The sequence below is a fragment of the Streptomyces sp. NBC_01320 genome, assembly GCF_035974375.1.
Taxonomy (GTDB): Bacteria; Actinomycetota; Actinomycetes; order Streptomycetales; family Streptomycetaceae; genus Streptomyces; species Streptomyces yanii.
On record NZ_CP108390.1, the window covers coordinates 7,897,565 to 7,911,124 of the forward strand.

The 13,560-nt window shown below is 71.4% G+C and carries 11 protein-coding genes; 6 read left to right on the plus strand and 5 right to left on the minus strand.

The annotated features are described in order from the left end of the window. Positions 1-5: 5 nt before the first annotated feature. Positions 6-734: a dipeptidase PepE gene (gene pepE, locus OG395_RS35960; RefSeq protein WP_327246654.1), complete on the plus strand. Its 729-nt coding sequence runs from the start codon at positions 6-8 to the stop codon at positions 732-734. Here pepE and OG395_RS35965 read toward each other — a convergent pair. After that, positions 697-2,499, minus strand: a complete 1,803-nt coding sequence (locus tag OG395_RS35965; protein ID WP_327246655.1) for an MFS transporter — start codon at positions 2,497-2,499, stop codon at positions 697-699. The two genes, pepE and OG395_RS35965, sit on opposite strands and share 38 nt — an antisense overlap. A 255-nt stretch (positions 2,500-2,754) precedes the next feature. On the opposite strand from OG395_RS35965, the gene OG395_RS35970 reads away from it, so the two are divergent. From OG395_RS35970 to OG395_RS35980, 3 genes are read left to right on the plus strand one after another with little or no spacing between them, the layout of a single operon-like run. Then, entirely contained in the window at positions 2,755-4,929 is a 2,175-nt protein-coding gene (locus OG395_RS35970; protein WP_327246656.1) for an acyl-CoA dehydrogenase, read from the plus strand. 17 nt (positions 4,930-4,946) lie between these two features. Further along, entirely contained in the window at positions 4,947-6,137 is a 1,191-nt protein-coding gene (locus OG395_RS35975; RefSeq protein ID WP_327246657.1) for a lipid-transfer protein, read from the plus strand. A 56-nt stretch (positions 6,138-6,193) separates the two neighbouring features. Further along, positions 6,194-7,711 (plus strand): MFS transporter, encoded by a 1,518-nt coding sequence (locus OG395_RS35980; RefSeq protein ID WP_327246658.1) that lies wholly within the window; start codon positions 6,194-6,196, stop codon positions 7,709-7,711. Positions 7,712-7,770: 59 nt separating this feature from the next. On the opposite strand, the gene OG395_RS35985 is transcribed toward OG395_RS35980, so the two are convergent. From OG395_RS35985 to OG395_RS36000, 4 genes are read right to left on the minus strand one after another with little or no spacing between them, the layout of a single operon-like run. After that, positions 7,771-8,403: a response regulator transcription factor gene (locus OG395_RS35985; RefSeq protein ID WP_327249558.1), complete on the minus strand. Its 633-nt coding sequence runs from the start codon at positions 8,401-8,403 to the stop codon at positions 7,771-7,773. A 5-nt stretch (positions 8,404-8,408) separates the two neighbouring features. Beyond that, the gene (locus OG395_RS35990) at positions 8,409-9,611 is read right to left on the minus strand and encodes a sensor histidine kinase (protein WP_327246659.1); all 1,203 of its coding nucleotides are present in this window, start codon (positions 9,609-9,611) and stop codon (positions 8,409-8,411) included. A gap of 11 nt (positions 9,612-9,622) precedes the next feature. Beyond that, entirely contained in the window at positions 9,623-10,348 is a 726-nt protein-coding gene (locus OG395_RS35995) for an ABC transporter permease (protein WP_327246660.1), read from the minus strand. Then, on the minus strand, positions 10,348-11,283 hold the full coding sequence (locus OG395_RS36000) for an ABC transporter ATP-binding protein (protein WP_327246661.1): 936 nt from the start codon (positions 11,281-11,283) through the stop codon (positions 10,348-10,350). The genes OG395_RS35995 and OG395_RS36000 overlap by 1 nt, the downstream gene beginning before the upstream one ends. Before the next feature lie 308 nt (positions 11,284-11,591). Here OG395_RS36000 and OG395_RS36005 point away from each other — a divergent pair, with 308 nt between their 5' ends. Both OG395_RS36005 and OG395_RS36010 read left to right on the plus strand, forming a co-directional pair. Continuing rightward, a complete protein-coding gene (locus OG395_RS36005) occupies positions 11,592-12,446 on the plus strand; it encodes a MaoC/PaaZ C-terminal domain-containing protein (RefSeq protein WP_327246662.1) in 855 nt (284 codons plus the stop codon). 30 nt (positions 12,447-12,476) lie between these two features. Then, positions 12,477-13,553 (plus strand): Zn-dependent alcohol dehydrogenase, encoded by a 1,077-nt coding sequence (locus OG395_RS36010; protein ID WP_327246663.1) that lies wholly within the window; start codon positions 12,477-12,479, stop codon positions 13,551-13,553. Positions 13,554-13,560: the final 7 nt, after the last annotated feature.

Sequence of the window (13,560 nt, forward strand, 5' to 3'; positions counted from 1 at the left end):
ACCCTGTGAATCTGCTTCTGCTCTCCAACTCCACCCAGCACGGCCGTGGTTACCTGGAACACGCCCTCGACACCGTTATCGGATTCCTGCCCTCCGGTGCCCGACTGGCCTTCGTCCCCTACGCGCTGGCCGACTACACCACGTACACCGCACGCGTCCGTGACGCCCTGGAGCCGTCCGGCATCACCGTCCGCGGTGTCCATGAGAACGCCGACCCGACCGCCGAACTCGCCGCGTCCGACGCTGTGTTCATCGGCGGCGGCAACTCCTTCCGGCTGCTCAGCGCCCTCTACCGCACCGGGTTGCGCGACGCCGTCATCGAGGCGGTGCGCGCCGGGCTGCCGTACATGGGGGCCAGCGCCGGTACGAACATGGCGGCGCCCACCCTCCGTACCACCAACGACATGCCCATCGTTCAGCCGCCGTCCTTCGAGGCGCTCGGCCTCGTCCCGTTCCAGATCAACCCGCACTACCTGGATCCGGACCCGGCCAGCACCCACAAGGGCGAGACCCGCGAGGAGCGGCTGACCGAGTTCCTGGAGGAGAACGACGTGCCGGTGCTCGGCCTGCGCGAGGGATCCTGGCTGCGCGTCAACGGCCGCCAGGCCCGGGTGCAGGGCGCCCGCCCCGCGCGGCTGTTCACCCGCGGCGCGCAGCCGCAGGAACTCCCGGCGGGGTCGGACGTCTCCCATCTGCTCATGACGTCACCGCGGTTCGACGCTCCGGTGCGCTGACCGTCAGCACGAGGTCGATCTCGACGGGCAGTCCGCTCGCCGGGTACGCCGCCGGGCAGGCGCGCGGCGCGTACCCGGTGGCGGACCCGGCCAGCACGAAGCTGCCGCCGGAGGACGGGGCGGTCAGGGCGTACCTGCCGGCCTCGTCCGTCACGGTGAGTCCCGCCTGCCGGCCCGTCCGGTCGATCAGTGTGACGTTGGCGCGGGCCACCGGCATGCCGTCCGCATCCAGCACCCGGCCGCGGAACCCGCCCGAACCGGCGACGGCATGCGACGCCTCCCGGACGGGCGCCGCCTCGTCCGCGCTGCTCGCCAGCAGCACCGGCCGCATCGCGTCGCGCTGCGAAGGCAGGAACGCGGCCAGCACCAGACCGATCACCACCGCACCCGTAGCGATCATGAACGAGGTCCGGAATCCCTCCATCGAGGGAACCGACACCGGTCCCATCCGCACCGAGGTGTTGGCGAGCACCATGCCGATCACGGCACTCGACACCGACGTACCGATCGACCGCATCAGGGTGTTCAGACCGTTGGCCGCGCCCGTCTCGGACGGATCGACGGCCCCGATGATCAGCGCGGGCAGCGAGGAGTACGCGAGCCCGATACCGGCCCCGAGCACCACCGCGATCACCACGGTCTGCCAGGCGGCACTCATCAGACCGAGCCCCGCCCCGTAACCGATCGCGATGACCAGCAGGCCGAGCATCAGCGACACCTTGGGCCCGCGGCGGGCGGACAGCCGGGCGTACAGCGGGGCGACGAACATCATCGTCAGACCCAGCGGCGCCACGCACAGCCCCGCCACGACCATCGACTGCCCCAGGCCGTACCCCGTCGACGTCGGCAGCTGCAGCAGCTGCGGCAGGACGAGCGAGACCGCGTAGAACGCGACACCGACCATCACCGAGGCGAGGTTGGTGAGCAGCACCTCGCGCCGGGCCGAGGTCCGCAGATCGACCAGCGGCGCCGGGCTGCGCAGCTCGAAGAGCCCCCACAGCGCCAGGATCAGCAGGGACGCGGCGATCAGACCGAGCGTGGTGCCCGAGGTCCAGCCCCAGTCGCTGCCCTTGGTGATCGGCAGCAGCAGACAGACCAGACCGAGCGAGAGCCCGAGCGCACCGGGCAGATCGAACCGGCCGGGCGCGCGCAGCGAGGTCTCCGGTACGACGAGGACGGTCAGGGCCATCGACAGCACCCCGAGCCCGGCGGCGCCGAAGAACAGCGTGTGCCAGTCGGCGTGCTGCGCGACCAGCGCGGCGCCGGGCAGCGCGAGCCCGCCGCCCACGCCGATCGAGGAACTCATCAGCGCCATCGCCGAGCCGAGATTCTCGCGCGGCAGCTCGTCGCGCATGATGCCGATGCCCAGCGGGATGGCGCCCATCGCGAAGCCCTGGAGCGCCCGCCCCACGATCATGACGACGAGTTCCTCGGTGAAGGCGCAGACCAGCGAGCCGATCACCATGACGGCGAGGCTGGCGAGCAGCATCCTCCGCTTGCCGTGGAGGTCGCCGAGCCGGCCCATGATCGGCGTGGCGACGGCCCCGGCGAGCAGCGTCGCGGTCATCACCCAGGTGGCGTTGGACGGATCGGTGTGAAGAAGGGCGGGCAGGTCCTTGATGACGGGGACGAGCAGGGTCTGCATCACCGCGACGGTGATACCCGCGAAGGCGAGTACGGGGACGACACCGCCGCCCGCACGTCGCTCCCGCGGATCGGGGAGCTGCTGCTCCTCGACGTGCTGATCGTTCGTCGTCTGTGGCATACCTGCGGCCTCCGGGCGGCGGAAGGAAGGAAGAGGGGTGAGGGCGGAGTGCGGGTCCGGCGGCGGGCGGCACCGACCGCCAAGTGTGTGCACGTTGAACGCTTCCGCAGGTCCGGGGTATTCCGGTGAACGCGGTACCAACAGGACATGGCGAGGTACTTGGCCGGAACCGTGCGGTCATCTGACCTTCCATCAGATTGAAACGTGTTCTACTCTTGCGCCGTTCCAGTGGCCGCGACCGGCGAGGATCCGTACATGGGCATCGGAATCACCCAGGAACAGCGGGATATGGCACGGGCCGTACGGGGGTGGCTGGCGCGCGCCGTACCCCCGGACGAGATTCGCAAGCTCCTCGACGCGAGCGCTCCTTCCGCACCCGGCGTGCGCCCCGGCTACTGGGGCGATCTCGGCGAGCAGGGGCTGCTCGGCGTCCATCTGCCCGAGGAGCACGGCGGAGCAGGCGGCACACTCCTCGACCTCGCCGTGGTTCTGGAGGAGGCGGGACGGGCCGCGCTCCCCGGCCCGTACCTGGCGAACGCGCTCGCCTCGGCGGTGCTGGGCGACGCGGGCGGGAGCGACCTGCTGGGCGCCCTCGCCGCCGGTACCCGCATCGGCGCCGTCGCCCTCGGCCCCGGCACCCTCACCGTCGTGGACGGCGAGGACGGTCACCTTCTCGACGGCACGGCTCCGCCTGTGCTCTCGGGTGCCGACGCCGACCTGCTTCTGCTCCCCGCCGAATCGGCCGCCGGCACCCTCTGGTTCGCCGTCGACACCGCCACCGAGGGGCTGACCGTGCGCCCGCACCGCGGCGCCGACCCGACCCGCCCCACCGCCGAGGTCCGGGCCGACGGCGTACTCGTACCCGCGGACCGCGCCGTACGGATCGACTCCGCGGCCGTCCGTGATCTCGCCGCCGTCCTCCTCGCCGCCGAGGCGTGCGGCACCGCCTCCCGGGCGCTGGACACCGCCGTCGCGTACGCCAGGGTCCGCGAACAGTTCGGCCGTCCCATCGGGCGGTTCCAGGGCATCAAGCATCTCTGCGCCGACATGCTCGTCCGCGTCGAACAGGCCCGCGCCCTGGTGTGGGACGCCGCCCGCGCGGCGGACGAAGCCCCGGAGGTACGGGGACTGGTCGCCGCCCTCGCCGCCGGCACCGCGCTCGACGCCGCGTACAGCTGCGCCAAGGACTGCATCCAGGTCCTCGGCGGCATCGGCTTCACCTGGGAGCACGACGCCCACCTCCATCTGCGCCGGGCGCTCGTGGCGCGGCAGTTGCTGGGGGCGGGGGACGCCCACCGGCTGCGGGCCCTCCGGCTGGCCGAGGGCGGAGCACGCCGCGAACTCGCCCTCGAACTCCCCGCCGAGGCCGACCGCCACCGCGCCGAGGCGCGCGAGGCCGTCGCCGCCGCCCGGGGGCTCGACCCGAAGGCAGCCCGCCGCGTCCTCGCCCCGACCGGCTACGCCGCCCCGCATCTGCCCGCCCCCTACGGTCTGGACGCCGGACCTCTCCACCAGCTCGCCGTGCAGCAGGAGTTGAAGGAGCAGGGAGTGAAGGTGAGCGACCTGGGGATCGCCACCTGGGTGGTGCCGTCGCTCCTCGCACACGGGACACCGGAGCAGCAGGACCGCTACCTCATGCCCACCCTGCGCGGCGAACTCCTCTGGTGTCAGCTGTTCTCCGAGCCCGGCGCCGGCTCCGACCTCGCCTCGCTCCGCACGAAGGCCGAGCGGACCTCCGAGGGCTGGCGGATCAACGGCCAGAAAGTATGGACGAGCGCCGCCCAGTGGGCCGATCACGGCATCCTGCTCGCCAGGACCGACCCGGACGCCCCCAAGCACCAGGGGCTCAGCTACTTCCTCGTCGACATGAGGAACACCGAAGGCATCGACATCCGCCCGCTGAAGGAGATCACCGGCGACTCCCTCTTCAACGAGGTGTACTTCGACGACGCCCTGCTGCCCAGCGACGCCGTCGTCGGCGACGTGGGCGACGGCTGGCGGGTCGCCCGCAACACCCTCGGCAACGAACGCGTCCACATGGCCGACCAGATGACCTTCGACACCGGACTGGAAGCGCTCATCGACCGTTCCGGCGAGCTCGACGGCAGCTACCGGGCGCGCCTCGGCGCCCTTGCCGCCGAGGCGCACGCACTCGCCTGCATCGGACTGCGGACCACGCTGCAGCAGGTGTCCGGACTGGAGCCGGGCGCCGGAGCCTCGGTACGCAAGCTCGTCCAGACCACCCACCAGCAGAAGGTCGCCGAACTCGCCCTGGAACTGCTCGGACCTGCGGGCGCGACCGCGGAAGGTCCGGGGGATCGGGCCCTGCACGGATTTCTGATGTCCCGCTGCCTGACCATCGCGGGCGGCACCACCCAGGTTCAGCTCAATGTCGTCGCCGAGCGCATTCTCGGCCTCCCGCGTGACTGAAGGGACGTGACCTCTCCATGAAGGCGTACATCGTCGGTGTCGGGATGACGAAGTTCGAGAAGCCGGAGACACGCGACTGGCAGTACTGGGACATGGCGAAGGAGGCGGGGAACGCCGCGCTCGCCGACGCCTCGGTCGCCTACGAGGAGGTGCAGCAGGTCCCCGTCGGCTACTGCTTCCAGGCCTCCACGGCCGGCCAGCGCGCCGCGTACGAGCTCGGACTGACCGGCGTACCCGTCTACAACGTCAACAACAACTGCGCCACCGGCTCCACCGCGCTGATGCTGGCCCGGCAGTTCGTCGAGGGCGGCATCAGCGACTGCGTCCTCGCGCTCGGCTTCGAGAAGATGACGCGCGGATCGCTGGGGAGCGGGTCCGACGGCGGAGCGGACTTCAGGACCTCGCCCGTCGCCCGGCACTACGAAATCATGGCCGCCGCCCACGGCTTCGAGATGTCTCCGCCCACCGCCCAGATCTTCGGCAACGCGGCCCGCGAACACATGGAGCGGTACGGGACGACCGAGGCGCAGCTCGCAGCGGTCGGTGCCAAGAACCACCGGCACTCGGTGAACAACCCGTACGCCCAGTTCCAGGACGTCTGCACGGTCGACGAGATCCTCGCCGCCAGGACCGTCCACCGCCCGCTGACCAAACTCCAGTGCTCACCCACCTCCGACGGGGCGGCCGCAGCCGTCGTCGTGTCGGAACGCTTCGTCGGGAGCCACGGGCTGGAGGACAGAGCGGTCGAGATCGTCGCCCAGGCCATGACGACCGACACCGGCGAGTCCTTCGCCTCCGGCACCTGCATCGACGCCGTCGGACTGCCCATGTCACGCGCCGCCGCCCGGCAGGTGTACGACACCTCGGGGCTCTCGGCCGCGGACCTCGACGTCATCGAGCTGCACGACTGCTTCTCCATCAACGAACTCCTCACCTACGAGGCGCTCGGCCTGTGCGGTGAGGGCGAGTCCGGCAAGCTCGTCGAGTCCGGGGCCACCACCTACGGCGGCCGGTGGGTGGTCAACCCGTCCGGTGGCCTGATCTCCAAGGGCCACCCGCTCGGCGCCACCGGCATCGCCCAGGCCGCCGAACTCACCTGGCAGCTGCGCGGCGAGGCGGGCGACCGGCAGGTGCCCGGTGCCCGGGTCGGACTCGCCCACAACATCGGGCTCGGCGGCGCGGCGGTCGTCACGCTCCTCCGTCGATAGTCGGAGCCGGGTGTCCGGCCATATACCGATGTACGGGGCGCAGGGCGCCTGCGAGTATGACGCTCATGGTTGACGTCATGGCGCCCACGCCCCTGCAGAAATCCCGCACCTGGGCGGTGGTACTCGCCGCCTGCACAGGCCAGTTCCTCGTCATCCTCGACGTGTCCGTCGTCAATGTGGCGCTGCCGTCCATGCGGTCCGACCTGGGGCTGAGCGCCGGTCAGTTGCAGTGGGTCCTGGGCGCGTACGCGATCGCGTTCGCCGGGTTCATGCTTCTCGGCGGGCGCGCCGCCGACATATACGGGCGCAAGCGGATGTTCCTGGTCGGTCTCGGCCTGTTCACCGCCGCCTCGCTCGTCGGCGGATTCGCCCAGGAGGGCTGGCAGCTGCTCGCCGCCCGTGCCGCGCAGGGACTCGGTGCCGCCGTGCTCTCGCCTGCGACCCTCACGCTTCTCACCGCCGCAGTTCCCGAGGGCCCGGCCAGGACCAGAGCGATCGGCACGTGGATGGCCGTCGGCGCCGGAGGCGGCGCGGCCGGCGGACTGGTCGGCGGGGCGCTCACCGACCTCCTCTCCTGGCGATGGGTCCTGCTGATCAATGTGCCGTTCGGCGTGCTCGTCCTGATCGGCGCCACGGTCTGGCTCGCCGAGAGCCGGGCGGGCGGGCGGCACCGTATCGACCTGCTGGGCGCGGTGCTTGTCACGGTGGGGCTGGCCATGGTCTCGTACGGCATCGTGCAGACCGAGCGGGAGGGCTGGACGGCTGCGGCCACCCTGGTGCCGCTGCTCGGCGGGGTGGCGCTGCTGGCCCTCTTCGTCCTGGTGGAGGCGCGGACGGCGGTGCCTCTGATGCCGCTCCGGGTGCTGGGCACGCGGGCGGTGGCAGCGGCGAACGTGGCGATGATCGTGATGGGTTCCGCGACGTTCTCGATGTGGTACTTCATGACCGTGTACGCGCAGTCGGTGCTGGGCTACACGCCGATGCAGGCCGGACTGGCCCTGATGCCCACCTCGTTGGCGGTGGTGCTCGGCTCGACGTTCGCGCCACGGATCATGGCACACGTCGGCGCGAAGAACCTCGTCCTGATCGGTCTGGCGATCACCGCCACGGGCTTCGGCTGGCAGTCCACGATGGGCGCGGACGGCTCGTACCTCACGTCGATCTTCGGGCCCGGCATCCTGATGATGGCCGGTGCGGGGTTCGCGTCCACGCCACTCGCCTCCCTCGCCACCTCGGGTGCGGCGCCCGGGGACGCCGGTCTGGTCTCCGGGCTGGTCAACACCTCACGCACGATGGGCGGTGCGCTGGGTCTCGCCGTGCTCTCCACGGTCGCGGCGGCACGGACCGGGGAAGGCACCGGCGCGGAGGAGCTGACCGCAGGGTTCGCGCTGGCGTTCCGGACGGCCGGCACGGTACTGCTGGGCGGACTGCTGCTGATGGCCCTGTGGCTGCCGCGCCACCGCTCGTCGCGCTCCGGAAGGTCCGGCCCGTCGGCCATGGCAGGCCCGTCGAGCACCTCGACTCCGTCCCGCGCATCGAGCACGTCGGGCATGTCGAGCCCGTCCGGCGACTGAGGGCAGGTGGGGCGCCGGTCACGCCCGGCACCCCACCTGCGAACACCACCCGACAGGCTCTAAAGCCAGCCCTGCCGCCGTGCCGCCCGCACCGCCTCCATGCGGTTCCGCGTCCCTGTCTTCCCGATCGCCGACGACAGGTAATTACGTACCGTCGACTCGGACAGATGCAGCTTCGCCGCGATGTCGGAGACCGTCGCCCCGTCCACCGAGGCGTTCAGCGCGTCCCGTTCCCGTGCCGTGAGCGGGCTGGGGCCGGCGCTCAGGGCGGCAGCGGCGAGGGCGGGGTCGATGACGGTCTCACCGGTCAGCACCCGGCGGATCGCCGCCGCGAGCTCCTCGACCGGGCCGTCCTTGACCAGGAACCCCGCCGCGCCCGCCTCCATGGCACGGCGCAGATAGCCGGGCCGCCCGAAGGTGGTGAGGATCAGCACCCGGCAGTCCGGTACCTCCTCGCGCAGGTCGGCGGCGGCGTCCAGCCCGCTGCGGCCCGGGAGTTCGATGTCGAGGAGGGCCACATCGGGACGGGACAGCAGCGCGGCGTCCACGATCTCGTCCCCGGCGCCGACCTGGGCCACGACCTCGATGTCCGGTTCGAGCCCGAGCAGCAGGGCGAGCGCGCCGCGCATCATGCCCTGGTCCTCGGCGAGCAGCACCCGGACGGACGTGTGCGGCGGATGATCTCGGGGCATCTCGTTCACCGGCCCAGCGTAGGGGGTGAGGCGGGACTTCCGGCGCCGTCCACCGTGTCCACCGGCAGCTCCGCGCCGACCACGAAGCCGCCGCCCGGCACGGGACCCGCGGTGAGCGAGCCTCCCGCCGCGGCGAGACGTTCGGTGAGGCCCTTCAGGCCGGTGCCGCCGATGCCGGGTGCGGGCGGCGGGCCCGCCGGTCCGCGGCCGTCGTCGGTGACGGTCAGCCGGACGTGCTCGGCCGCGCCGGCCACGACGAACGAGCAGGTGGTCGCGTTGCTGTGGCGTACGACGTTGGTCACCGTCTCCCGCACCACCCAGCCCAGCAGCGCCTCCGCCTGCGGGGTGATCGGCGGTCCCGAGCGGTGGACCACCGCTTCGATCCCGGCGGCGGTCAACGCGGACCTGGCCCGGTCGAGTTCGGTGGCCAGGCTCCCCTCGCGGTAGCCCGTGACGGCCTCCCGGATCTCGGCGAGGGCCTGACGGCCGACGGATTCGATGTCGGCGACCTGGGCCAGCGCCGCGTCCATGTCGCGCGGTGCGAGCCGACGCGCGGCCTCCGACTTCACGACGATCACGGAGAGCGTGTGCCCCAGCAGATCGTGCAGATCGCGGGAGAACCGCAGCCGCTCCTTCTCGACGGCGGTCGTGGCCAGTTCCTGACGGGTGGCCCGCAGCTCCGTCACGGTCTCCGACAGGGTCAGGATCGCGGCCGTCACCGCACCCGAGATGAAGGTGCCGTATCCGATGGTCCAGGGGTCCGAGTTGTTGCCCCCGCGCCAGATGGCGACACACGTGGCGACGGCCGCGAGGCCCAACATGCCGAACATCAGCTGCCGGTTGCGCAGGATGGTGCCGCAGGCCAGTGAGAGCAGGGGGAAGAACAGCAGCCAGCTGCCGCCGTACCCGATCGCCAGCCCCAACGTGACCAGGGCCATCACGGCGAGCAGTACGTACGACACCGGGCTCTCGCGTTTCCTTTTCTCGAACCCCCGGAACACCACGGAGGGGTAGAGGGAGTTGAAGACGAGGAGCCCGAGACCGCCGATCCAGGGGTTGGAAGTCTCGCCCTGGAAGAGGTTGGAGAAGGCGCCGAGGCCCAACAGCAGCCAGGGCAGCAGGGCGTACGGTCCGGGCGGCCCGAGGCGCCCTGCCTCCCGGTGCTGCCTGCACCGTTCCTTCCACGATCCTGATCCGCTCCGGGACATGCTCGCTCCTGTCACACGGTCCTCGCGGACCGACGGTACGAGACGACGGCGTACGCACCGAACAGCAGGAGCCACCCGGCGAGCACGGCGATCGTTCCGGCGGAGGGCGCGTGGCCGCCCGTGGTCGCCCAGCCCAGGTCGGCGAACCGGTGGGCGGGCGTGTACGTGCCGATGGAGCGGAGCCAGGACGGGTACTCGGAGAGCGGGAACCACAGTCCGCCGACGATCGCGAACCCCATCAGACAGGCCACGTTGACCACGCCGGTGGCCTGCGGGGTGAGCCGGTAGCCGTTGCCGATGCCGAGCATGGTGAAGGGCAGCGCACCGATCCACAGCAGCAGAGGCAGCGCCGTCCACTGCCAGACCTCCAGCCGCACGCCGTTGACCAGCGCCCCGGCGAGCAGCACCGTCAGGATGGTCGGCAGCACGGTCACCGAACCGCTGATCGCGCGGCCCACGACCACCCGGGACGGGTCGAGCGGGGTGATCCGCAACTGCTGGAGCCAGCCGAGGGACTTGTCGGACGCGACGCCCGTACCGATCGACATGGCGGCGCCCAGCGCCCCGTACGCGGCCATACCGACCATCGAGAAGGCCTTCCACCCGCTCGCGTCGTCCCCGCCCCCGCCGAGGTTGGTGAAGAGCAGGTACATCAGGACCGGCATCCCGATCCCGAAGATCATGAAGACGCCGTCGCGCAGGGTGCGCCGGATCTCGAGCACGATGTAGGGGAGCATCACACGGTCTCGCTCTCGGAGTCGGTGGCGGGGGAGGTCAGTGAGAGGAACGCGTCCTCGAGCGTGGCCGGGGAGACCCGGAGATTGCGGACCCGGCCGAGGCGGGCCAGCTCGACCACCGTGGCGTCCGAGTCGTCCGTACGCAGCAGGGCGCGGTCGCCGCGGATCTCGACGGCGTTGACGCCGGGCAGCAACTCCAGCCCCTGGGTCGGTCCGCCCGCCAGGTCGAAGGAGACGTGGCTGCCGCCGACGGACTCCTTGATGCGGTCGCCGCTGCCGTCCGCGACGATCCGGCCGTGGTCGAGGACGACGATCCGGTCGGCGTTCTCGTCGGCCTCCTCCAGATAGTGCGTGGAGAAGAGGACCGTGTTGCCGCGCCGGGCGTAGGCGCGCATGGAGCTCCAGAACGCCCGCCGGGCCTCGACGTCCAGGGCGGCGGTCGGCTCGTCCAGGACGACCAGCTCCGGATTGCCGGCCAGTGCGACGGCGAACCGGACGCGCTGGATCTGCCCGCCGGAGAGCCTGTCGATGCGCCGGTCGGCGTACGCGGAGACGCCCGCCAGGGCCAGCGATTCGGGGACCGGCATCGGGCTGGGGTAGGTGGAGGCGACGAACGCGATCAGTTCGCGGACGGTGACCCGGGGGATCGGCCGCCCGTCCTGCAGCATGGCGCCGACCCGGCCGGCCCGTACCGCCTGCTCGGGGGTGGAGCCGAGCAGTTGCACACCTCCGGAGTCCAGCTCGTTCAGGCCGAGGAGCAGACTGATCGCCGTGGACTTGCCCGCGCCGTTGCGGCCGAGCAGTGCGACGGTCTCGCCGCGCTCCACGGTCAGATCGATCCCGTCGACGGCCCGTACGGTCCGCTCCGCCCGGCCGAAGGTCTTGACTGCCCCGGTGAAGACCACCGCGGACCCGTTCCCCGTTGTCTTTTCCATGACACTGACGGTACGGAGTCGGGCCCGCACCACGGCAGAGGCGCTTGTACGGACTCCGCGATGACAAATGTCATGGCCCGGGTGTGCGCCTGAACGGCCCTCGGTGGGCGTCCGGTTGCCTGCCCCGCACCGCATCTGACGAGACGTCAGCAGTCTTCCCAACTGCTGGGAGCTGCGTTATACATAGGGCCAACCGGCTAGAACGCGTTCTAGAACGAGCGTGGCGGCCGGTCCCGCGCGACCTCGGTGCGGCCGACGGTGCGGACGGCCGCGCCGAGGTCTTCCCACCATCAAGGAGCAGCTCCCCCATGCCCATTGATGCCGCAAAGGCGATCGCCGCCGACCCCCGGACCACAGAGATCGGCTGGGACCACAAGGACGTCCAGCTCTACCACCTCGGAATCGGCGCGGGCATCCCCGCCACCGACCCCGACGAGCTGCGCTACACCCTGGAGTCCCGGCTCCATGTCCTGCCCAGCTTCGCCACCGTCGCAGGCGCCGGCATGGGCGTCGTCGGCGGACTGTCCTCGCCCGGGATCGACGTCGACCTCGCCGCCGTGCTCCACGGCGGACAGACCGTACGGGTGCACCGGCCGATCCCGGTGAAGGGCAGGGCCGTGCAGACATCGAAGGTCGCCGCCGTGTACGACAAGGGCAAGGCGGCCGTCCTCGTCCTGCGCACCGAGGCCGCCGACGACGACGGACCGCTGTGGACCAACGACGCCCAGATCTTCGTCCGCGGCGAGGGCGGCTTCGGCGGCGAGCGCGGCCCGTCCGAGCGGCTCGCGCTCCCCGACCGGACACCCGACCGGGTGGTCGAGCGGACCATCCGCAAGGACCAGGCGCTGCTCTACCGGCTCTCCGGGGACTGGAACCCGCTGCACGCCGACCCCGAGTTCGCCGAGCTGGCGGGATTCGACCGGCCGATCCTGCACGGGCTGTGCACCTACGGCATGACGCTCAAGGCCGTGGCCGACACGCTGCTCGACGGTGCTGTGGCACGGATCGGCGCATACAGCACCCGTTTCGCCGGGGTGGTCTTCCCGGGCGAGACCCTCCGCATCCGGATGTGGGCCGGGGACGGCCGCGTCCAGGTGGCCGTGACCGCCACCGAGCGGGACGACGCACCGGTCCTGGCCGACACGCTCGTCGAACACTTCTGAATCACGCAACGATCCGAGGGGAGCCGCACCATGCGCGCAGCCGTACTGCACGAGATAGGTCAGGACAAACTGGAAGTCCTCGACGACGTCGAGGCGGTGGGCTTCGGCCCGGGCAAGGTCAGGCTCCGCATCCGGGCCACCGGGCTGTGCCACTCCGACGTCTCGGCGATGAGCGGCGTGCTGCCGCAGCCCGCCCCCTTCATCCCGGGACACGAGGGCGCCGGCGAGGTCCTCGACATCGGCGACGGCGTGACCGGACTGAGCGCGGGGGACCGGGTGCTGGTCTGCTGGCTGCCCGCCTGCGGGGCGTGTCCCTCCTGCCGGCGCGGCCAGACGCAGCTCTGCCTGGCCGGGTTCATGAACGCGGGCACACCCAACTTCAAGCGCCCCGGCGGCGATGTGTTCGGCTTCGCCGGGACCGGCACCTTCACCGAGGAGGTCGTCGTCGACGCGGGCTGCGCGGTGCCGATCCCCGACGACGTGCCGTTCGACATCGCCGCGCTGATCGGCTGCGGGGTGACCACCGGCCTCGGCGCCGCGATCAACACCGCGCAGGTGCGGGCAGGTTCATCGGTCGCTGTGATCGGCTGCGGCGGCGTCGGTATCTCCACCATCCAGGGGGCCAGGGTCCAGGGCGCCGCGCAGATCGTCGCCGTCGACCCGGTCGCGTCCCGGCGCGAGGCGGCACTCCGGTTCGGCGCGACGGAGGCGGTCTCGCCCGACGAGCTCGCCGACGCCAAGCAGCGGATCACCGGCGGCGAGGGCTTCGACTACGTCTTCGAGGTCGTCGGCAAGTCGGCGACGGCCCGCACGGCGTACGAGAGCACCCGGCGCGGCGGCACGCTCTGCATCGTCGGCGCGGGCGCGATGGACGACAACTTCCAGGTCAACATGTTCGAGCTGTTCTTCGACGAGAAGCGGATCCTGCCCTCGATGTACGGGGGAGGGGACGTGCTCCGCTCCTACGAACGGGCCATCGCGCTCTGGCGGGCGGGCCGGATCGACCTCGAGTCGATGATCACCCACCGGGTGCAGCTGGCCGAGATCAACGACGCCCTCGGCCAGATGAGGACCGGCGAGGCGCTCCGTACCTGCATCGAACTCTGACCCCCCG

Coding starts and splice junctions, on each gene's coding strand:
- OG395_RS35980 (WP_327246658.1), top strand. CDS start 6,194: ATGACGCTCATGGTTGACGTCATGGCGCCCACGCCCCTGCAGAAATCC.
- OG395_RS35995 (WP_327246660.1), bottom strand. CDS start 10,348: ATGCTCCCCTACATCGTGCTCGAGATCCGGCGCACCCTGCGCGACGGC.
- OG395_RS35970 (WP_327246656.1), top strand. CDS start 2,755: ATGGGCATCGGAATCACCCAGGAACAGCGGGATATGGCACGGGCCGTA.
- OG395_RS35985 (WP_327249558.1), bottom strand. CDS start 8,403: ATGCCCCGAGATCATCCGCCGCACACGTCCGTCCGGGTGCTGCTCGCC.
- OG395_RS35965 (WP_327246655.1), bottom strand. CDS start 2,499: ATGCCACAGACGACGAACGATCAGCACGTCGAGGAGCAGCAGCTCCCC.
- OG395_RS36005 (WP_327246662.1), top strand. CDS start 11,592: ATGCCCATTGATGCCGCAAAGGCGATCGCCGCCGACCCCCGGACCACA.
- OG395_RS35990 (WP_327246659.1), bottom strand. CDS start 9,611: ATGTCCCGGAGCGGATCAGGATCGTGGAAGGAACGGTGCAGGCAGCAC.
- OG395_RS36000 (WP_327246661.1), bottom strand. CDS start 11,283: ATGGAAAAGACAACGGGGAACGGGTCCGCGGTGGTCTTCACCGGGGCA.
- OG395_RS35975 (WP_327246657.1), top strand. CDS start 4,947: ATGAAGGCGTACATCGTCGGTGTCGGGATGACGAAGTTCGAGAAGCCG.
- OG395_RS36010 (WP_327246663.1), top strand. CDS start 12,477: ATGCGCGCAGCCGTACTGCACGAGATAGGTCAGGACAAACTGGAAGTC.